Origin of the sequence: Pseudonocardia oceanicola (assembly GCF_047200735.1) — a bacterium.
Taxonomy (GTDB): Bacteria; Actinomycetota; Actinomycetes; order Mycobacteriales; family Pseudonocardiaceae; genus Pseudonocardia.
In genome coordinates, this window is the sequence record NZ_JBJZON010000003.1 from 108331 (window position 1) to 127674 (window position 19344).

The 19344-nt window shown below is 71.0% G+C and carries 19 protein-coding genes; 9 read left to right on the forward strand and 10 right to left on the reverse strand.

The window, feature by feature from the left end:
* Positions 1-11: 11 nt before the first annotated feature.
* The 4 genes from ACL02T_RS07030 to ACL02T_RS07045 form a co-directional block, all read right to left on the reverse strand.
* Positions 12-800: an N-acyl homoserine lactonase family protein gene (locus ACL02T_RS07030; RefSeq protein WP_412829834.1), complete on the reverse strand. Its 789-nt coding sequence runs from the start codon at positions 798-800 to the stop codon at positions 12-14.
* Between the two features lie 23 nt (positions 801-823).
* The gene (locus ACL02T_RS07035) at positions 824-2221 is read right to left on the reverse strand and encodes an LLM class flavin-dependent oxidoreductase (protein ID WP_412829835.1); all 1398 of its coding nucleotides are present in this window, start codon (positions 2219-2221) and stop codon (positions 824-826) included.
* Positions 2222-2298: 77 nt separating this feature from the next.
* A complete protein-coding gene (locus ACL02T_RS07040; protein ID WP_412829836.1) occupies positions 2299-3051 on the reverse strand; it encodes an SDR family NAD(P)-dependent oxidoreductase in 753 nt (250 codons plus the stop codon).
* A 476-nt stretch (positions 3052-3527) separates the two neighbouring features.
* Complete coding sequence (locus ACL02T_RS07045) at positions 3528-5174, reverse strand: long-chain fatty acid--CoA ligase (RefSeq protein ID WP_412829837.1); 1647 nt, start codon at positions 5172-5174, stop codon at positions 3528-3530.
* 349 nt (positions 5175-5523) lie between these two features.
* On the opposite strand from ACL02T_RS07045, the gene ACL02T_RS07050 reads away from it, so the two are divergent.
* On the forward strand, positions 5524-6669 hold the full coding sequence (locus ACL02T_RS07050; protein ID WP_412829838.1) for a GAF domain-containing sensor histidine kinase: 1146 nt from the start codon (positions 5524-5526) through the stop codon (positions 6667-6669).
* On the opposite strand, the gene ACL02T_RS07055 is transcribed toward ACL02T_RS07050, so the two are convergent.
* Positions 6641-7285: a response regulator transcription factor gene (locus ACL02T_RS07055; RefSeq protein ID WP_412829839.1), complete on the reverse strand. Its 645-nt coding sequence runs from the start codon at positions 7283-7285 to the stop codon at positions 6641-6643. The genes ACL02T_RS07050 and ACL02T_RS07055 overlap by 29 nt on opposite strands.
* Positions 7286-7424: 139 nt before the next feature.
* Here ACL02T_RS07055 and ACL02T_RS07060 point away from each other — a divergent pair, with 139 nt between their 5' ends.
* From ACL02T_RS07060 to ACL02T_RS07095, 8 genes are all read left to right on the forward strand, one after another.
* Positions 7425-8963, forward strand: coding sequence for an aromatic/alkene/methane monooxygenase hydroxylase/oxygenase subunit alpha (locus tag ACL02T_RS07060; RefSeq protein WP_412829840.1), 1539 nt, complete (start codon positions 7425-7427; stop codon positions 8961-8963).
* Positions 8963-10054, forward strand: coding sequence for a ferritin family protein (locus ACL02T_RS07065; protein WP_412829841.1), 1092 nt, complete (start codon positions 8963-8965; stop codon positions 10052-10054). Before ACL02T_RS07060 ends, ACL02T_RS07065 begins: the two co-directional genes overlap by 1 nt.
* Positions 10051-10365, forward strand: coding sequence for an MmoB/DmpM family protein (locus ACL02T_RS07070; protein ID WP_412829842.1), 315 nt, complete (start codon positions 10051-10053; stop codon positions 10363-10365). The genes ACL02T_RS07065 and ACL02T_RS07070 overlap by 4 nt, the downstream gene beginning before the upstream one ends.
* 12 nt (positions 10366-10377) lie before the next feature.
* Entirely contained in the window at positions 10378-11409 is a 1032-nt protein-coding gene (locus ACL02T_RS07075; protein WP_412829843.1) for a 2Fe-2S iron-sulfur cluster-binding protein, read from the forward strand.
* 48 nt (positions 11410-11457) lie between these two features.
* A complete protein-coding gene (locus ACL02T_RS07080) occupies positions 11458-12570 on the forward strand; it encodes an NDMA-dependent alcohol dehydrogenase (protein ID WP_412829844.1) in 1113 nt (370 codons plus the stop codon).
* Positions 12570-13523 carry an AAA family ATPase gene (locus tag ACL02T_RS07085; protein WP_412829845.1) on the forward strand — a complete coding sequence of 318 codons (954 nt, stop codon included), beginning with the start codon at positions 12570-12572 and terminating at the stop codon, positions 13521-13523. The genes ACL02T_RS07080 and ACL02T_RS07085 overlap by 1 nt, the downstream gene beginning before the upstream one ends.
* Before the next feature lie 209 nt (positions 13524-13732).
* Positions 13733-14464, forward strand: a complete 732-nt coding sequence (locus ACL02T_RS07090; protein WP_412829846.1) for a VWA domain-containing protein — start codon at positions 13733-13735, stop codon at positions 14462-14464.
* Between the two features lie 39 nt (positions 14465-14503).
* Entirely contained in the window at positions 14504-14968 is a 465-nt protein-coding gene (locus ACL02T_RS07095; protein ID WP_412829847.1) for an SRPBCC family protein, read from the forward strand.
* A 25-nt stretch (positions 14969-14993) separates the two neighbouring features.
* On the opposite strand, the gene ACL02T_RS07100 is transcribed toward ACL02T_RS07095, so the two are convergent.
* The 5 genes from ACL02T_RS07100 to ACL02T_RS07120 all read right to left on the reverse strand — a co-directional run bounded on the left by ACL02T_RS07100 (position 14994) and on the right by ACL02T_RS07120 (position 19317).
* Positions 14994-15491, reverse strand: coding sequence for a flavin reductase family protein (locus ACL02T_RS07100; protein ID WP_412829848.1), 498 nt, complete (start codon positions 15489-15491; stop codon positions 14994-14996).
* Positions 15488-16741 (reverse strand): bifunctional 3,4-dihydroxy-2-butanone-4-phosphate synthase/GTP cyclohydrolase II, encoded by a 1254-nt coding sequence (locus tag ACL02T_RS07105; protein ID WP_412829849.1) that lies wholly within the window; start codon positions 16739-16741, stop codon positions 15488-15490. Before ACL02T_RS07105 ends, ACL02T_RS07100 begins: the two co-directional genes overlap by 4 nt.
* Before the next feature lie 103 nt (positions 16742-16844).
* Positions 16845-17504 (reverse strand): citrate/2-methylcitrate synthase, encoded by a 660-nt coding sequence (locus tag ACL02T_RS07110; protein WP_412829850.1) that lies wholly within the window; start codon positions 17502-17504, stop codon positions 16845-16847.
* Between the two features lie 112 nt (positions 17505-17616).
* Complete coding sequence (locus ACL02T_RS07115; RefSeq protein WP_412829851.1) at positions 17617-18477, reverse strand: alpha/beta fold hydrolase; 861 nt, start codon at positions 18475-18477, stop codon at positions 17617-17619.
* Between the two features lie 153 nt (positions 18478-18630).
* On the reverse strand, positions 18631-19317 hold the full coding sequence (locus ACL02T_RS07120) for a TetR/AcrR family transcriptional regulator (protein WP_412829852.1): 687 nt from the start codon (positions 19315-19317) through the stop codon (positions 18631-18633).
* Positions 19318-19344: the final 27 nt, after the last annotated feature.

A 19344-nucleotide genomic window follows, 5' to 3' on the forward strand; every position in this document is an offset into this window, starting at 1 on the left:
CCGGCGGACGATCATTCGAAGCAGTTCGGGGCGTGCTTGAACTCGGCCCAGTCCTCCGGGTCGTGGCTGATCCAGATGGTGGCGTCGGCGGAGTCGCGGAGCAGGTTGAGCCGGCGGATCGATCGCAGTGACTGGACCGTGTCCGCATCGTGGGGCATCGGGGCGATCGTGGTCAGCGCGTCCCGCAGGTGCACCGTGTCGCCGGTGAGGATGAAGTTGCGACCCGGCAGGCGAACCAGCAGGCTCAGCTCACCCGGGGTGTGGCCCGGGGTGAACAGGATGACGATGCTCCCGTCGCCGAACACGTCGTGGTCGACACCGGGCACCTCAAGCACGTTACGGCCGCGCAGCGGCTCGATGTCGGCCTGCCGGAAGAACCCCGCCCCGGCCGGGTCGGGCCAGAACCCGAACCTCATATCGCCCTCGCCCACGTAGAACTGGGCGTCCGGGAAGAGGTAGAGCCCGCCGGTGTGGTCGAAGTGCGTGTGCGAGGCGATCACGTACTTGATGTCCGACAGCTTGTACCCGAGCGCCTTGAGCTGCGCGTCCACCGTCTGTTCGGGCAGGAAGCTCAGCCCGAGGTGCTCGGCGAGCGGTCCGTAGACCCCCTCGGGATCGGTGGCGGCGGCCGGGACCAGGCCGGTGTCGAACAGGACCAGGCCCTTCGGGTGCTCGATCAGGTAGGCGGGCATCGGGATGGTGCACTCGCCGCTCGCCCCGAGCAACAGCAGCGACTTGTCGACGGTGAAGGTGGGCGAGTCGAGCGCCCACATCCGCTTGGCCGTTCCGGGTGTAGCCATGATCGTTCAGTCTCCTTGCCGGGTCAGGCGGTGACGGGGACGCGGGGCGCCACGTCGAGGTCGACGCTGCTGGGCTCCTTGGGGAGCCGGCCGCACTCGCGGTGCAGGACGGGCATGATCTCCTCGGCGAAGTACTGCATCTGCGCCTCGATCTCCTCACCCTGGAAGCCGCCGCTCTCGAACCAGGTGTGGAACATGAAGTCGTCGTAGCCGCACTGCTCCTTGACCTCCATGATCGAGTCGATCACGTACTGCTTGGAGCCGTGGATGGCGACCTTCTTGTCCCGCAGCATCTGCGCGGTCACCTTCGTGTTGAGGTCGTAGAAGGGCTCGTCCGCCTCGGCGAGCACAGCGGCGAAACCGAACGGGCCGTAGTAGTCCCACTGCAGCTCCAGCCCGCGGGCGGCGCGGTCCATGTCGCCGAGACCCTTGTCCACGCAGTGGATGTAGCGGCAGGTCACCACGCCGCGGCGACGCTCGGCGTCCCAGCCGCGCTTGAACTCGCCGCGGTTCTGGCGGTCGGGCCAGCCCGCCTTCTCGGCCTCCTCGTGGTAGAGGTCGATGTTCTGCTTCAGCCGGGAGTTGGGCTCGACGATGAAGTAGCCGTTGATGCCCCGCTCGGCGGCGAACCGGATGGAGCGGGGGCTGGTCAGCGGCTCCCACATCTGCGGGTACGGCTTTTGCAGCGGCTGCGGGTAGACCGGGATCTCCAGCAGCTTGGTGGTGGTGGCCTGCACGGGGTTGCCGGCGGAGTACATGTCCGGGGCGCCGAGCTTGAGAACCTGCTCGAGCGTGCGGCCCATGCCCTCCTGGCTGAAGTAGGCATGGGTCTGCTTGTGACCCCACTTGGTGTAGGACGGCGGGATCGACATGAACTCGCCGTGATGCGACATCGAGTCCTCGGTCCAGGCCTTGATGATGATGTCGTAGGCCTCCTCGAAGTAGGCCCGGTTGCGCTCCTGGTCCTGGATCGTGGAACCGTAGGCCCAGCCGAACACCTCGTTCTCCCGCGGCTGGTAGCCGCGGCCGATCCCGAACTCCAACCGCCCGCCGCTGATCACATCGAGCATCGCAGCCTGCTCGGCGATCCGGATTGGGTGGTGCCAGGTGACGATATTGGCGGCCTGGCCGAGCCGGATGTTCTTCGTCCGCGACGCGATGGCCGCCTCGGCGAGCAGCGGGTTCGGGCTGAGCTCGGCACCCTCGGGCTGGAAGTGGTGCTCGGTCTGGAACCAGTAGTCGAAGCCGAGCTGGTCGGCGAGGATGCCCTGGCGCACCTGGTTGACGATGGTGCGTTGGGCCGAGGTGTGCGTCGCGGGCAGGTCACCGTCGTTGACGGCCACCGCCTCGCCGTCGTACTGGACGTTCTTGACAGGAAGGTCCGAGGCTCCGTTGTGGAACACTCCGATTTCGATCGCCACCGCTGTTCTCCGTTCTCCGGCCGAAGCCGATCACTGGTCGTGCGCTGATGGGCCGGGCGCCTGGGCGTCCGGTCGGGTCACTGCGTGGAGTAGCCGCCGTCGATCACGAGCTCGGAGCCGGTGACGTAGGACGCCTCGTCGGAAGCCAGGAACAGCACGCCGTAGGAGATCTCCTCGGGGCGCGCCATCCGCTGCAGCGGCGTGGCGCCGACGATGATCGGGATGACCTCCTCGGGTACGTCCTCGGACACCATCGGGGTGTCGACGATGCCGGGGTGGACCGAGTTGACCCGGATCCCGGCGCCCGCGAACTCGATGGCCGCGGTCTTGGTGAGCAGCCGGACCGCACCCTTCGTGGCCTGGTAGGCAGTGGCGCCACCGCTGCCGATGAGGCCGTAGATCGACGAGGTGTTGACGATGGAACCGCCACCGGCCCGGCGCATCGCTCCCGCGACGGCCTTCATCCCGAGCCAGACGCCGGTCTGGTTGGTCGCGATGATGCGGTCCCAGGACTCCCGGGTGGTCGCCTCGACACCGGCCATGTCGAGCACCCCGGCGTTGTTGACCAGGATGTCGAGCCGGCCGAAGCGCTCCTCGGCCAGCGCCACCGCGGCGTTCCAGCCGTCCTCGTCGCGGACGTCGAACACGTGCGCGACGACGTCGTGGCCCTTCGCGGTGAGCGTCTCCGCCACCGCCGCGAGCTCGTCGGCGAGGATGTCGCCGATCACCAGTCGTGCGCCCTCTGCGGCGAGCAGTGCCGCGTGCGCGGCACCCTGGCCTCGTGCCGCGCCGCTGATCAGCGCAACCTTGCCGGCAAGCCTGTCACCCATGGTCGTACTCCTTCGGTTGTCGGTCCGATCGGCGGGCCGCGCTCACGCGGTGCCGGCGGCACCTGCCGCGGGTGCCGCGTGGGTGTGTCCGTGCCCTGTCCCGTGGGCGTGTCCGTGGTCGTGGGACACCGGGTCAGCCACGGGCCCGACGGTCTCCTTCAGGGAGCGCTCCTGGCGTTCGAGCTCCCGGTCGAGGCTGCGGTTGTCCCCCCTGGCCCTGGCGACCCACGTGCGTGCGGCGTCGGGCGTCATGTGGCAGAGCCCTGGAACGTCGCGGTTGTCCAGACACAGCGCGCGGTCGGACGCGGCCGGCCTGCGCTCGCTCGGCGGTGCCGCCCGACCGGAGAGCCCCACGGCGGCGAACCGGCGCCTGGCGGGTGCGCGGCAGGCCGGGCACTGTATCGTCGGTGGCGCCGGGTTGGACACGAAGTGCTCGCTGACGCCGTCGCATGCTTCGCACCGGTAGTCGACGATGATCATCGCGATGCCTCCGCGCGGTACCGCTCGCGGGCGTCGGCCTCGCCGAACCTGGCCCGCAGGACCTTCTTGTCGAACTTGCCCACCCCGGTCTTCGGGATGGCGTCGACGAACAGGAACTCCTCGGGGATCCACCACCGGGCGAAATGCTCCAGCAGGTACGCCGTGAGCTCCTCGGAGGTGACCGGTGCGCGGGTCACTACGCAGGCCAGCGGGCGTTCCAGCCACTTGTCGTGGGGCACGGCGACGACCGAGGCCTCGGCCACCGCCGGGTGCGCCATCAGGGAGTTCTCCAGCTCCACCGAGGAGATCCACTCCCCGCCGCTCTTGATCAGGTCCTTCGACCGGTCGGTCAGCTGGACGTAGCCGTCCGGGTCGATCACGCCGACGTCGCCGGTCTTGAACCAGCCCTGCGCGTCGTAGCTGGCCGGGCTGCGCGGGTCGTCGTAGTAGGCACTGGCCATCCACGGAGATCGCAGGTGGTACTCGCCGACGGCCTTGCCGTCCCACGGCAGGTCGTCGCCGCCCTCGTCGACCACCCTGACCTCGCACAGCGGCAGTGGCAGACCCTGCTTGCCACGCACGTCGTACACGTCGTCCTCGGGGACGTGGTCGTGCTTGCTCTTCAACGCCGTGAACGTGACCAGCGGCGAGGCCTCGGTCATCCCCCAGCCCTGCGGCACCACCACGCCGTGGGTGTCGGCGAACCACTTCATCAGACCGCGGGGCGGGGCCTGACCACCCAGCCAGAGGACGTCGAGCGAGGACACGTCGTAGTGCGGGTCGTCCCGCTCGAGCAGGTCGCGCATCATCACGCCGATGGTCACTGCGCCGACGGCGTGGGTGACCTTGTGCCGGTCGATCAGCTCGAGATAGTGCTTCGGTTCGGGGTGCGGACCGGGCAGCACCAGCGTCGCACCCTGCAGGGCGGCGGCGAACGGGATGCCCCAGCTGTTGGCGTGGAACATCGGGCTGATCGCGAGGAAGATCGCCTCCTCGCGCACCCCGATCGACCCGTGCAGGCACAGCGCCAGGGTGTGCAGCACCACGCTCCGGTGGCTGTAGAGGACACCCTTGGGGTCCCCGGTCGTGCCCGACGTGTAGCACATCGCGGACGCGGTCGTCTCGGGGAAGTCGGGGAACTCCAGCTTCCCGTCCTGCGCGGCGAGCAGCTCCTCGTAGGAGTGGACGGGACTCAGCGTGGTCTCGGGCACCGTGTCGGCGAGCACCACGTAGGCCTGCACGCCGGGCAGGTCCGGGGCGAGCCGCTCGAGCAGCGGGATCTGGTCCGGGTCGATCAGCAACACCCGGTCGCCGCCGTGGTTGATGATGTAGGCGATCTGCTCGTCGAACAGCCGCAGGTTCACGGTGTGCAGCACGGCGCCCATGCACGGCACGCCGAAGTAGGCCTCGTAGTGGCGGTGGGTGTTCCAGGCCAGCGTCCCGACCCGGTCGCCGGGCTGCACGCCCAGGGCGGTCAACGCCTGGGCGAGCTTGCGCGCCCGCACCGCGTACTCGGCGTAGGTGTAGCTGAGATCCTCGCCGTCACCGGTCCGGGAGATGATGCGCTTGTCCCCGAACACCCGTTCCGCGCGCCACAGCAGCTGCTTCATCAGCAGCGGCCGATCCATGATCAGGCCGTCCATGCCCACCTCCGAGCTCGTTCCATCCGCCGGCCGACGCTAGCCATCGGAGGAGGAAGTGGCGTGTGTCACTTCGTGACACATCGGCGGCCCGACGCGAGGACCGGCGATCCCGGGGTCCGACCGGCGCCCGGGTCGACCGGCGCCGGGCGTCGGCGTGACCCGTTGTGCAGCACGCCCCGCGGAACCAGCCGGTCGACAGCGGCCGGACCGGGCCCGGCGGTGCGGCCGACCGGGGAGTCCGGGGTGTTCGGGCGCAGCCCGGTCCCACCGTCCGGCCCGCGGACCGGCACCGTGCAGGGCGTAGTGTCACGCGTCGAGCGGCATTCCCGCACGAAGGAGCGTGGCCCGCATGGCTGCCGGCGACATCCACCCGGACTTCGTCACGGTCCTGTCGCTGCTCGACAGCACGGCGGCGCTGCGGCACGCCGCGGAGGTGGTCCACCGACGGCTCGGCGCCGATCTGGCCGCGGGTGCGGAGCGGGTCGGCGACGACGAGACCGTCGAGGTCCGCGCCGTCGTGGGCGGACGCACCGAGCAGCTCAACGGCCTGGTCGTCGCACCGCAGATCGGCCTCGGCGGGCAGGCCACGGTCCTGCGCCGGACGGTCGCGGTGCCGGACTACTGCGCGTCGCGCGCCATCACCCACGACTTCGACGACCCGGTCCGCGCCGAGGGTCTTCGGGCGGTGATGGCCGCGCCGGTGGTACGGGCGCATCGGCTGTACGGGGTGCTCTACGCGGCGCGCCGGTCGGTCGAGCCGTGGGCCGACCGGGACCGTCAGGAGCTCCTGATGCTCGCCCGGCAGACCGCGGTGGCGATGGAGGTGGCCGACGGCGCCCGCGAGATGACGGAGGTCGCGGTCTACAGCGAGCGTCAGCGGCTGGCGGTCCGCCTGCACGACTCGGTGGGCGCGACGCTGTTCGGCCTGCGCGCCGCACTGATGTCGGTCGAGGCCCTGCTGCCCGAGGGCCCCGCGCGCGAGCGTCTGCGCGTTGCCGTCGAACAGGCGAAGCACGCCACGACGGAGCTGCGGTCACAGACCCGGTCGCTCTACGACACCCCCGCCGACAAGGGCCTGGCCATCACGATCCGGGGCGACTGCCGCGACTTCGCCGCCAGGGCAGGCGTCGCGGCGGATCTCGTGGTGCTCGGCGAGCTCCCGCGGCTGGACACGGCCCGGAGCGAGGCGTTGCTGAAGGTGGCGCGGGAGGCGTTGCTGAACGTGGAGAAGCACGCCGGCGCGCATTCCGTGCTGGTCAGCATGTACGCCACGGACGACGGGGTCGTCCTCACGGTCGCCGACGACGGTGCGGTCAGCCTCCCGGGGCCCCCGGACGATCGGGGGCCGGACGACCGAGGACTGGGCCTGAGCGGACTCGCCGAGCGCCTCGAACGGGTGGGCGGCCGCATGACCTTCGCCGCGAACGAGGAGGGCGGGAGCACGCTGCGGGCCTGGGTCCCCACGCCTACAGCAGACCCGCCTGCTGGGCCTTGAGCACGGCATCCAGCCGATTGCGGGCATCGAGCCTGGTCAGCAACGTCTGCACGTACGACTTAACCGTGTTCGCGGTGAGCCCCAGGTGCCGGCCGATCTCGCCGTTGTTGTCGCCCTTCGCCATCCGCTCCAGGATCTGGAACTCACGCCGGGAGAGCACCACACTGCTCTCGCCGCCGATCAACGGGTCGTAGAAGCGCTGACCGGCCGCGACGGCGCGGATCGCCCTGATCAGCGTCGAGCAGGCGTTGTCCTTGTGGACGACCCCGTCCATGCCGACGAGCGCCACGACATGGGCGACGTTGCGCCTGCTGTCGCCGGTGAACAGCAGGAGCTTCAGGTTCGGTCGCGCGGAGCGCAACGCCGCGGCGGCGACCGGGGCCGACATGTCCGGCAGGTGCAGGTCGAGCAGCACGACATCGGGCCGCTCACGCGCGACCGCCCGCACGGCGGCGGTCGCGGTCAGCGCCGCCGAGCACAGGTGCAGGTCCGAGGCGCCCTCGACCAGCCGTTCCACGCCCTGGTGCACGATCGGATGGTCGTCGACCAGCAGGACCCGGACCGGGCCCGGGACCGGTCGGGCCGCGGACGGCGACGAGCCTCGTCGATGAGACATGACGACGACGGTACTCGCCGTCCGGGACCTCAACCAGGTACCGGCGACCGCCCCGGACCTCCGATCGGAGGGTGTGTCCAGGCCCGATGAGTGTGAGAGTCGTCTCCGGTGGCACGGCCGGACGAACAGGAGCAGACGCATGGCAGGATCGGTCTCGGCGGAACACGAGAAGATCAAGCAGTTCGACTGGGAGCCCAGCTACTTCCATCGGGACGCCCTCTACCCCACCAAGTACAAGATCCCTCCGAAGACCAAGGACCCCTTCCGGACCCTGGTCCGCGAGTACGTGGGCATGGAGGAGGAGAAGGACGACCGGCAGTACGGGGCGCTCGAGGACGCACTGGGCCGGATGAACAACGCCGCCGATGCCGAACCCCGCTTCATGGAGGCGATGAAGCCGGTCCTGGCGCTGGTCGACTTCGGCGAGTACGCGGCGATGAAGTGCACGGCGATGCTCGTCGACACGGTGGAGAACCCGGAGCTGCGGCAGGGCTACCTCGCGCAGATGATCGACGAGGTGCGGCACACGAACCAAGAGGCGTACCTCATGAGGTACTTCGCCAAGCACGCTCCCGATCCGGCCGGCTTCAACTCCGGGTTCCAGATGCGGGCGTTCGACCCGATCGGCCGGCCGGGCCGGGCCGTGTTCGAGGCGTTCATGAACGACGACCCGATCACGAACTCGCTGAACCTGCAGGTCGTCGCGGAGACCGCCTACACGAACCCGCTGTTCGTCGCGGTCACCGAGGTGGCGGCCGCGAACGGGGACCAGGCGACGCCGTCGGTGTTCCTGTCGATCCAGTCCGACGAGTCGCGGCACATGGCCAACGGCTACTCGACGCTGGCCGCGGTGCTGTCCGAGCCGGACAACCTGCCGATGCTGCAGGAGGACTTCGACACGGCCTTCTGGCGCCAGCACGTGTTCCTGGACAACTTCCAGGGCGCGGTCTACGACTACTTCTCCAAGGTGCGGATGAAGTCCTACAAGGAGTACTGGAACCAGTGGATCTGGGAGGACTGGGCCGGTAGCTACATCGAGCGGCTGGAGCCCTTCGGGCTGCAGGTGCCGCGCTGGATCCACGACGCGCGCCGGCACGTCGACTGGGGCGGGCACACCTCGGCGATGGTGTCGGCGGCGCTGTGGCCGGTGCACGCCTGGCGCTCGGACTGCATGTTCGACGACGACTTCGCGTTCCTGGAGGACAAGTACCCCGGCTGGGAGCAGCACTTCGGAGGGTTCTGGACGGCCTACCGGGAGATGAGCGACCCGCGCAACGGCCAGCTCGCGCTGACGCTGTTCCCGGAGATGCCGCCGATCTGCCGCACCTGCCAGATGCCCGCGGTGCTGCCCCGCCCGGACATCAACGAGATCCGGCTCAACATCGACGCGGCCGGCCAGCGGCACGCGTTCTGCTCGGAGGCCTGCCAGCACATCTTCCGGCAGGCGCCCGAGCGCCACTGCGGAATGACGTGGTGGGAGGTCAACGACAACGTGGAGCTGTGGCGCTACATCGTGGACGCCGGGCTGCTGCGCTCGGACGGCAAGACCCTGATGGGACAGCCGCACCTGCGCACCGACGAGGCGTCGCTGTGGACCATCGACGACATCCGGCGCACCGGGGTCGTCATCAAGGACCCGCTCAAGACGATTCCGGGCGAAGCGTTCGTGGCGATCTGATGACCATCGAGCTGACCTCGGACGGGGTCGACATCGAGGCGGTCGCGGAGGGCTTCTACACCCCGCGCGACCTCACCTACATCCGTCCGCAGAAGCGCAGGCTCTCGGAGTACGAGGCGGTCATCTGCAACGCCCAGCCCGACATGGGCCAGTTCGACACGGGCGGCTGGTACCTGCTGCGGCCCGACGGCCTGGGTTGCCAGGACGCCCGCACGACCGCCATGGTGCACCCGAACTGGTTCGAGTACCGGGACCCGTCCGCGCTGTGGCAGCGGCCCTACATCAAGCTGCAGGCCCAGCAGGAGCGCTCGATCCAACGGGCCATCGACTCGGCGAAGCTCAACGGGGCGTTCCAGGACGTCGCGCCCGAGTGGGCGGCGCTGCTCTCGCGGTACTACGAGGCGTTCGCGTCGTTCGAGTGGGGGATGTTCCGGGCGCACGCCTTCGTCACGCGGGAGGCGTTGTCGGACACCCTGTCGATGACCTACACCTTCAGCGGGATGGACCGCCTGCGCCACCAGCAGGCCATTGCCCTCTACAGCCTCGATCTGCACAGCCAGATCGACGGCTACGACGAGGGCAACGGGATGGACGCCTGGCTCAACGATCCGATCCTCCAGCCGGCACGGCGGCTGGTGGAGCGGCTGATGTCGGCCGGGGACTGGTGCGAGATGGTCCTCATGACGAACCTGGTCGTGGAGCCGATGTTCACCGCGTTCGCCGGCAGCGAGTTCTTCCGGCGCCTGGCGCCCTGGCACGGAGACGCGGTCACCCCGGTGATCGAGATGACCGCGGAGGCGGACCGCATCCGCAACCGGGCGGCCACGCGGCAGCTGGCCACCATGCTGACCGCGGAGAGCGACCGCGAGGGCCGCACGGTCCCGGCCGCGCGGAACCTGGAGATCATGCAGGGCTGGGTCGACTCGTGGTACCCGGACGCGCTCGCCGCGGTCGACGGCTTCCGGCCCTTGTTCGACCGGGCGCCGGCCGCCGACGGGGTCGGTGACCAGGCCCGCGAGCGCGTGCTGGCGCACACCCACGACGTGCTGGAGCAGGTCGGCCTGCGCGTTCCGACAGAGGTGGCCTCATGAGCGACGCGGACGGCGGTCGCCGGACGATCGGCCTGGTGCTGATGAAGAGCGAGGAGGCCCAGGCGACCGTCGACTACGTGACCGACTGCCGTCCCGACATCCGGGTACAGGATCGGAGCACCTTCTTCCTGCTGGAGACCGAGGGCACGATCAGGATCCCGATCGCCGAGGTCGAGGAGTACCTGGGCAAGCCGCTCACGATGGCGAAGTTCCTGGTCGTCATGTCGAGCTACTACGGGCGGGCCCACACCGAGGACGACGCCTTCGTCGTGACGTCGGACATGTCGCAGCTCGATCCGACCGCGGCCTGAGAGGGGGCTCGGATGGCACGCGTCACCCTCGTACCGACCGGACAGGAGTTCGCCGTCCGGGAGGACGAGGACATCCTGACCGCCGCACTGCACAGTGGGGTCAACCTCCGCTACGGCTGCCGGCACGGGAACTGCTCGTCCTGCAAGCACTGGCTGGTCGACGGGGATGTCGACGACTCGGCGGCGTCGGTCTACGCGATCCCGCGCAGCGAGCGGGAGGACGGCGCGATCCTGCTGTGCTGCACCTTCGCGCAGACCGATCTCGTGATCGAGATCGATCAGCACGAGGGGATGGAGGAGCTGCCGCCGATGGAACCGCCTGCTCCACGCCAGGCGACGGTGCTCGGCGTGCGCGGGCTGACGCCCGCGCTCGTCGAGCTCCGGGTGGAGGTGGACGAGCCCGTCCGGTTCCACGCGGGGCAGTACGTCGAGATCGCGGTGGCGGGCACCGGGGAGCGCCGCTCGTACTCCCTGCTCAACCCGCCGGGGTCGGGCAGGGAGCTGGTCTTCTGCATCAAACGGATCCCCGGGGGGGTGTTCGACGGCTACCTCGAGGGGTTCGAGTCCGGTACCCGGCTCGATCTCGAGGCGCCGTTCGGCACGATGTTCCTGCGCGACACGGGCCGCCCGGTGGTGGCCGCGGCGATCGGCTCGGGGATCGCTCCCATCCTGTCGATCCTCACCGACGCCGCGGACCGCGGCGTCGACGTCCCGATCCGCTTCTACTACGGGGCGCGGACGGCCGCGGATCTCGTCTACCGCGACGAGATCGCCGCGCTGTCGGCACGCCTGCCGGGATTCTCCTTCGTGCCGTGCCTCTCGCAGGGCGGCGCCGAGGACGTCCCCGGTGCGCGGGCGGGCAGGCTCACCCGGTCCATCGCGCAGGACATCCCGGACGCCTCGACCTTCGACGCGTACCTGTGCGGTGCGCCGGAGATGTGTGACGCCGTCGGCAGGTTGCTCGAGGCGAAGGGCCTCCCGGAGGCCCGCATCCATGCCGACAAGTTCTACCCGGCGGTCGAGCCGGTTCCCGCTCGGGCGTAGCCCGTCACGCTCCGCGACCCACCCAACCACCCACCCTGAGGAGTACCCGTGAAGACCAAGGCCGCCGTCGTCTACGAGATCGGCAAGCCGATCGAGATCGAGGAACTGGATCTCGACGGTCCGAAGGCCGGCGAGGTGCTGATCCGCTACACGCACGGTGGTCTGTGCCACTCCGACGTGCACATCGCCCACGGCGACCTCGAGGCACGGCTCCCGATGGTCCTCGGGCACGAGGGGGCGGGGATCATCGAGGAGGTCGGTGAGGGCGTCACCCGGGTCGCGCCCGGCGACCACGTCGTGTGCTCGTTCATCCCCAACTGCGGGACCTGCCGCTGGTGCGCGACCGGCCAGCAGGCGATCTGCGACATGGGCGCGACGATCCTGGAGGGCTACCTCCCCGGCAACCGGTTCCCGTTCACCGGGCCCAAGGGCGACTACGGCGCGATGTGCATGCTCGGCACGTTCAGCCAGTACGCCACCATCCACCAGAACTCGTGTGTGAAGGTGGACGACGACCTGCCGCTGGACAAGGCCGTCCTGGTCGGCTGTGGTGTGCCCACCGGGTGGGGCTCGGCGGTCAACGCCGCCGCGGTGAAGCCGGGTGAGACGGTGATCGTCGCCGGTGTCGGCGGCATCGGGATCAACGCGGTGCAGGGCGCGCGGTACGCGGGCGCCAAGAACCTGATCGCGATCGACCCGCTGGAGAACAAGCGCGAGAAGGCGCTGGAACTGGGCGCCACCCACGCGGTGGCCACCGCGGCCGAAGCGGGCGACCTGGCGCGGGCGATGACCAACGGGAACGGTGCCGACAAGACGATCGTGACCGCGGGAATCGTCACCGAGGAGATCATCACCGACGCGTTCACCAACACCGGCAAGGGTGGCACGATCGTGCTGACCGGTCTGAACAAGCTGGCGGTGAACAACATCCAGCTGCCGGGCTCGATCATGACGCTGTTCAAGAAGACGCTGAAGGGCACGCTGTTCGGCGACTGCAACCCCACCGTCGACATCCCCAAGATCCTCGGGCTCTACCAGAGCGGGGACATCAAGCTCGACGAGATCATCACCCGCACCTACACCCTCGAGCAGGTCAACGAGGGCTACGACGACCTGCTCAACGGGAAGAACGTGCGCGGCGTGATCGTGCACGAGCACTGATGGTCGCTGCGTTCCCGACGGGCGGGCCGGACGCGGTCGCGTCCGGCCCGCACGGGCACCTCGGGGCCTCGGTCGTCGGCCGGGCGCGCGAGGTGGAGCTGTTGATGGCCGCCCTGGAGAGCGGTGCCCACGTGCTGTTGGAGGGCCCGCCCGGCACGGGCAAGACGACCGTGCTGCGCGCCGTCGCCGAGGAGGAACGGACCGCGTTCGTCTTCGTCGAGGGCAACGCCGAGCTCACCCCGGCCCGGTTGATCGGCCACTTCGACCCGGCCCAGGTCCTCGACCGGGGCTACGGACCCGAGACGTTCGTCGACGGGCCCCTCGCCCAGGCGCTGCGATCCGGCGCGCTGCTCTACGTCGAGGAGGCGAACCGGATCCCGGAGGAGACCCTCAACGTGCTCATCACGGTGATGAGCGAGGGCGAGCTGCACGTGCCGCGATTCGGCGTGATCCCCGCATCGGCGGGGTTCCGGCTGATCGCGGCGATGAACCCGTTCGACGCCGTCGGCACCGCCCGGATCTCCTCGGCGATCTACGACCGGGTCTGCCGGATCACGATGGGCTACCAGGACGCGCGCGACGAGACCGGGATCGTCGGGCTGCGGGCGCCCGCCGTGCCCGAGGCCTGGCGGGCCCAGGTGGTCGAGCTGGTCCGCGCCACCCGCCGGCACCCCGACATCAGGATCGGCTCCTCGGTCCGCGGCGCGATCGACATGGTGCGCCTCGCCGCCGCCCTGGCCCGACGCCGCAGGACCGCGGTGACCGACTGGTGGGTCGGGCTGGACGCGGCCATGGTCGCACTGTCGGGGCGGATCCGGCTGCTGGAGTCGTGCACGCGGGAGGCCGAGGCCGTCGTCCGCGAGCTCTACGAGGACGGTTTCGGCCCCGAGCCCGAGCCGGAGCAGCCGGATCCCGGGGACACCGAGGACGGTGGTGCACCGGGGGAACGCTGAGCCCGCCGCCGACGGCGGGCCTACCGGAGACACCGGACCGCGCGCCGCGGGCGCGGCCGACGGCCCGCGACCGGACGACCCCACGGGCCGAGCTCGCCCGGCGCGCCCGTTTCGCGGAGATCTCGCCGGAGGTCGGGGTCCTGGACCCCGCCGCCTTCGACGACGCGCTGGCCGATGATCCGGACGCGGCCCTGGCCCTGCTCGTGGACATGGCCGGGGCGACGGATGAGTCACTGCGATCCGCCGCGCGCCGGTTGGCCGGGCGGATCGTCCTCGACCGGGCCCGAACCGGCCCGCCCCGCGACCGGGGGATCGGGCGGCTGCGGTCCGTTCCGGCCGACCGCGGGGGTGACCTGGACCTCGACGCGTCGATGGCGGCCGTCGTGGAGTCGCGGGCACTCGGCCGCGCGGCGGGCCTGGACGAGCTCACCGCCCGCTCGTGGGCGCGCCCGACCCTGGCGCTGTGCCTGCTGGTCGACGCGTCCGGATCGATGGGCGGCGCGCGGCTCGCCGCGGCGGCACTGACGGCTGCCGCGTGCACGTGGCGGGCACCCGGGGACCACGCGGTGCTGGCGTTCGCCCGCGAGTCCACCGTGCTGCGCCCGATGGACTCGGTGCGTCCGCCGGCGGCGGTCGTCGACGACGTCCTGGCCCTGCGGGGCCACGGGGTCACCGCGCTGGCGGCAGCACTGCGGGCGGCCGGCGACCAGCTGACCCGGACCCGGGCCGCGCGGCGGGTCGTCGTGCTGCTCTCGGACTGCCGGGCCACCGACGACGAGGACCCGGTGCCCGCCGCCGCGCGTCTTCCCGAGCTGCTGATCCTCGCGCCGGCCGGTGACTGCGAACAGGCGGCCGACCTGGCCGCCCGGGCCGGGGCGCGGTGGGCCCCGATCACCGGCGCCGCCGACGCGCCGTCGGTCCTGTTGGACCTCCTGACGTGATGAGCACGGCCCCCGCACCACAGAACCGGGAGACCCACCATGGATGGTGATCGCTTCGGCCGCGCGGCCGACGCCACCGAGCTCCGACTCGACCGGAGGATGTCGGTCGAGGCCGGCGTCGGGACCGTCTTCGAGGTGCTCGTCTCGGAGGAGTCGGTCGCGCAGTGGATGACCGGCGAGGTGGTCCTGGACCCGGTGGCGGGCGGGGAGGTCCGCGTCGCGGCACAGGGCTTCCCCACCGTCGCCGGGGTGGTCGCCGAGATCGACCCGCCGCGGCGGCTCTCGCTGGTGTGGCAGGCCGAGGACTGGTCGGGGCCGTTGCGCACCACGATCGAGCTGCGGCAGGAGGGCGATCAGACCGAGCTGTCCCTCGTCGAGACCGGTTTCGGCGAGGACGGCGAGCTCGAGCGGACCCGCAGCTACCTCTGGTCGCACTGGCTGATCCGGCTCGCGGCGACCGTCGCTCAGCGCCGGGGCACACGCCGGGCGCCGTCGGGCAGATGACCTCCTACCTGCCTGCCGTCCTCGATCACGGCAGGAGGTGGAAGGCACGCCGGAAGTACACCGCCGGCGTCTCCGGACCCGTCCGCACGTTCTGGACCTGCCCGACCAGGATCGTATGGTCCCCGGCGGGATGACGATCGTGCACCGAACAGTCGAGGATCACCGATGCGACGTCGAGCACCGGGAGCCCGTTGTCGTCGGCGACGAAGCCGGCGTCGGCGAACTTGTCCGCGCCGCGGGTGGCGAAGCGCATCGCGAGCTGCGCGTGCTCCGGATGGATCACGTGGACGATCCATCTCGTGGCGCGCCGGAAGGCCGGGGCGCACTCGGCGCTGGTCGCCAGGCACACCAGCACGAGCGGCGGCTCCATCGAGACCGAGCAGAACGACGTCGCCGTGAAACCCCACCAGCGGCCCGCCGGGTCAGCGGTGGTGACGATCGTGACCCCGCTCGGGAAGGACGCCATGGCGTCCCTGAACAGGTGCAGTCCCGCCGGCGCGAGCGGAGGATCCTGCGCGCTCACCGCAGCGCCGTCGCATCCGGGTCGGCCACGGACCCCATCTGGTGGTCCATCCGGACCCGCTTGGTCGTCAGGTAGGCGATGTTGTCCGCGTTCGGGGCGACGATGAGCGGTTCGCGGGCGGCGATCCTCACCCCGTGCCCGGCGAGCCCGTGGTACTTCGCCGGGTTGTTGGTCATCACGCACACCTGTCGCACGCCGAGGTCACGCAGGATCTGTGCACCGACCCCGTACTCCCGGCTGTCGACGGGCAGCCCCTGGGCGAGGTTCGCCTCGACGGTGTCCATACCCCCGTCCTGCAGGGTGTAGGCGCGCAGCTTGTGGCTGAGCCCGATCCCGCGGCCCTCGTGGCCGCGCAGGTAGACCACCGCACCGCGGCCGGCCGTGCCGATGCGCTCCATCGCCGCCTGGAGCTGCTCGCCGCAGTCGCAGCGGCGGGACCCGAACACGTCCCCGGTGAGGCACTCGGAGTGCACCCGCACCAGCACGTTGTCGCCGGGGGCCGGCTCCTCGGCCTGGCTCACGTCTCCCATCACCAGCGCGACGTGCTCGCAGCCGTCGAGCTCCGAACGGTACGTCGTGACCGTGAACTCGCCGTACGGGCTGGGCACTCGGCCCGACGCCTGGCGCACCACGAGGGTGTCGGTCCGCAGGCGGTACCGCACCAGGTCCGCGACGGTGATCGAGACCAGCTCGTGCTGCCTGGCGAAGCGGGCCAGCTCGGGACGTCGCGCCATGGTGCCGTCGGCGTTGGTGACCTCGGCGAGCAGACCGGCGGGGGCGAGCCCGGCGAGCCGGCAGAGGTCCACGGCGCTCTCGGTGTGCCCGGCCCGCCGCAGCACGCCGCCCTCGCGGGCCCGCAGCGGGAAGATGTGCCCGGGTCGGGACAGGTCCCCCGGCCGGGTCCCCGGATCGGCCAGCGCCCGGATCGTCGCCGCCCGGTCCGTGGCCGACACCCCGGTGGAGGTGACGTTCTTGAGGTCGACCGAGACGGTGAACGCCGTCGCCCTCGGGTCGTCGTTCTCGGCGACCATCGGCGGCAGCTCGAGCCGGTCGACGAGCGCGGCGTCCATGCCGACGCAGACGAGGCCGCTGGTGTGGCGGATGACGAACGCGAGCATCTCCGGTGTCGCCAGCTCGGCGGCGGCGATGAGATCGCCCTCGTTCTCGCGGTCCTCGTCGTCGACGACGAGGACCATCCGGCCGCGACGCAGCTCCGCCAGTGCGGCGCCGACCTGGTGGTCCCTGTCCATGCTGGTCACGGTAGAAGCCGTGGACGGCGCCGACGTGTACGACATCGCGACACCTCGCCCCGGTGCGCCACGGTGCCGTGCCGCACGCCCCTCGACGTCGCGCTCAGCCCGGTTCGGGTCGCGCCCGCGGCGGGACCGGGCGCCGCGCCGGTCCGGCGTAGTCCTCGCGGTCGGGCGCCGGCATCCGGAACCGGTCCCCGCTCTCGATCTCCTCCAGCATGTGCGCCCCGATCCCGGGCAGGAACGAGATCAGGCCGGCCACGTACATCTGCGGCGGCCCGAACCCGAGCTCGGTGAGCACCCTGGCCATGGCACCGTCGATGTTGAGCGGGAGCGGCCGCCGGCCCGGCCGCAACGCGTTGTACGCGGCGAGGATCGCGTCGTGCAGCCGGCTCGCGGTGCCCTCGACACCGTGCCGGCGCGCGACCGCCAGCACCGCCACGGCCCTGAGGTCCTGGTCGGTGAACTCCGGGTGCCCGGCCCCCGGAAGCGGCGCCCCCGCGTCGCGGCGCTCCTGGGCCACGGCGGCGGCGACGGCCGACAGGCCGGCATCGGTCCGGTCGTCCCCGAGACGTTCCAGCGCGGCGGACAGCATCTCCCCCGTGTGCTCCGGCGAGATGGTCCGGCGCCCCGCACAGGACAGCGCCGCGAGGATCCCGACGGAGGGGTCGGGGTGCACCGAGACCGCGATGCGCCCGGCGAGGATGTTCGGCCCGCGCGCGGCCGGGTACGACATCAGCCCGCACAGCACGGCCTCGAACACCGCGGCCTGCGCGGCGGTGGGCAGCTCGCCGCGCAGGGTCAGCCAGGTGCACTCGGCGTAGCTGCGGCCGCGGATCAGGCCCCACTCCCACCGGCGGCCCGCGGGCCGCCGGTCAGATGTCGCTGTCGGCCAGGAACCCCAGCACCGTGGAGGTGAAGGCGTCGTTGTCGTCGCCCGCGACCATGTGCCCGGTGGCGGACACGTCCACGTGCCGCGAACCGGGGATGAGTTCGAGGAACTCCGCGACCCCCTCGTCGCTGACGATGTCGGACTGTTCCCCGCGGACCAGCAGGGTCGGCACGGTGATCCGGCGCGCCGCCGCTGCGGCCCGTTCGTGGGTGGTGGAGCGGCGCGGCTCGGAGTCGATCTGCAGGAACGCCGGGTCCCAGTGCCAGTACCACCGGCCGTTCTCCCGCTGCCGCACGTTCTTGCGCAGACCCTCCGGGGTCGGCGCGCGCTTGCGGTGCGGGTTGTAGGCCCGGACGGCCTCCGCGACCTCGTCCAGCGAACCGAACCCGTCGGGGTTCGCGCTCATGAACGCCATGATCCGGGCCACGCCGGCGGGTTCCGCCCGCGGCACGATGTCGACGAGCACCAGCGCGCGGGCCAGCTCCCCCAGCTCGCCCTGCGCGACGAGCGAGGTCATCCCGCCCATCGACGCCCCGATCAGCAGCGGGCGCTCGTCCAGGGCCGCCACCACGGACGCCAGGTCGGCCACCAGCCCGTCGATGCCGTAGTCACCCTCGGGCGACCAGTCGCTGTCGCCGTGCCCACGGGCGTCCAGCGCGATCGAGGTCCAGCCGTGGTCGGCCAACGCGGCGGCCGTGCGGAACCAGGAGTGCCGGGTCTGGCCGCCGCCGTGCAGCAGCAGCACGGCGCCACGGTGCTCGCCGACCCCGTCCCAGCGGTCACCGACGATCTTTCCTGCGGCCCCGTCGAACACGACCCGTTCACCCGGGCGGACGCCGTTCACGAGCTGGGGCTGATCGTCGCCGTCGGGACGGAACCGGGAGGGTTGGTATCGGCCATACCCCGGACCATAGACGTCCGGTCGCGCCCGGGCGAGGTACGCCGCACCACATTCTCAACCGTCGGTTCGAAGTTCGCCCGAGACGTCGGTTTACGATCACGTGGTGGAGTCCGCCCGTGATGCCCGGGGATCAGCACCTGCTCCGGCTCCTGGTCCGGCCGACGGATGGAACAGGCGCAGGAGGTTGGACGCGACCGCGACCGCGACGGCGTCGAGGTCCTTCTTGCGGCGGCCGCGGAACCACACCGGCACGTGGTTCATCGCGCCGTAGAGGTTGTGCATCGCCACGTCCTCGTCGACGACGAACTCACCGAGGGCGATGCCGCGGCGCACCACCGCGCGGAAGATGGCGTCGTGCTGCTCACGCAGACGCCGGGTACGCCGGCGGTAGGGCTCCGGCCAGTCGTGCGGCTGGATGAACAGCCGGGCCATCTCCGGGCGGGAGCGGACGATCAGGTCGAGCTGGCTCCTGATCAGCAGGCCGAGCTGCTCGGTCGCGGTGCCCGGGTTGGCCTCGACGACGCCGCGCAGCTGGTCGTTGAGCGAGCTGCCCAGCTGGTCGAGGCACGAGCTGACCAGCGCTTCCTTGCTCGGGAAATAGTGGTAGAGCGAGGCTTTGGTCAGGTCCAGCCGATCGGCGACCTCATCCAGACTCAGGCCGTGGTAGCCCCGTTCGGCGAGCACCTCGGCCACCGCGGAGAGGATGTCCTGCACCTTGCGGTCGCGGCGCCGCGCGACCCGCCCCGGCGGCGGCTGCCGTGCCGCTCCGACCCCCCCGCCCATCCGACCAGCTCCCCGTTCGGGCTCCGA

Coding starts and splice junctions, on each gene's coding strand:
- ACL02T_RS07030 (WP_412829834.1), bottom strand. CDS start 800: ATGGCTACACCCGGAACGGCCAAGCGGATGTGGGCGCTCGACTCGCCC.
- ACL02T_RS07040 (WP_412829836.1), bottom strand. CDS start 3,051: ATGGGTGACAGGCTTGCCGGCAAGGTTGCGCTGATCAGCGGCGCGGCA.
- ACL02T_RS07045 (WP_412829837.1), bottom strand. CDS start 5,174: ATGGACGGCCTGATCATGGATCGGCCGCTGCTGATGAAGCAGCTGCTG.
- ACL02T_RS07050 (WP_412829838.1), top strand. CDS start 5,524: ATGGCTGCCGGCGACATCCACCCGGACTTCGTCACGGTCCTGTCGCTG.
- ACL02T_RS07055 (WP_412829839.1), bottom strand. CDS start 7,285: ATGTCTCATCGACGAGGCTCGTCGCCGTCCGCGGCCCGACCGGTCCCG.
- ACL02T_RS07060 (WP_412829840.1), top strand. CDS start 7,425: ATGGCAGGATCGGTCTCGGCGGAACACGAGAAGATCAAGCAGTTCGAC.
- ACL02T_RS07065 (WP_412829841.1), top strand. CDS start 8,963: ATGACCATCGAGCTGACCTCGGACGGGGTCGACATCGAGGCGGTCGCG.
- ACL02T_RS07070 (WP_412829842.1), top strand. CDS start 10,051: ATGAGCGACGCGGACGGCGGTCGCCGGACGATCGGCCTGGTGCTGATG.
- ACL02T_RS07075 (WP_412829843.1), top strand. CDS start 10,378: ATGGCACGCGTCACCCTCGTACCGACCGGACAGGAGTTCGCCGTCCGG.
- ACL02T_RS07085 (WP_412829845.1), top strand. CDS start 12,570: ATGGTCGCTGCGTTCCCGACGGGCGGGCCGGACGCGGTCGCGTCCGGC.
- ACL02T_RS07090 (WP_412829846.1), top strand. CDS start 13,733: ATGGCCGGGGCGACGGATGAGTCACTGCGATCCGCCGCGCGCCGGTTG.
- ACL02T_RS07095 (WP_412829847.1), top strand. CDS start 14,504: ATGGATGGTGATCGCTTCGGCCGCGCGGCCGACGCCACCGAGCTCCGA.
- ACL02T_RS07105 (WP_412829849.1), bottom strand. CDS start 16,741: ATGGACAGGGACCACCAGGTCGGCGCCGCACTGGCGGAGCTGCGTCGC.
- ACL02T_RS07120 (WP_412829852.1), bottom strand. CDS start 19,317: ATGGGCGGGGGGGTCGGAGCGGCACGGCAGCCGCCGCCGGGGCGGGTC.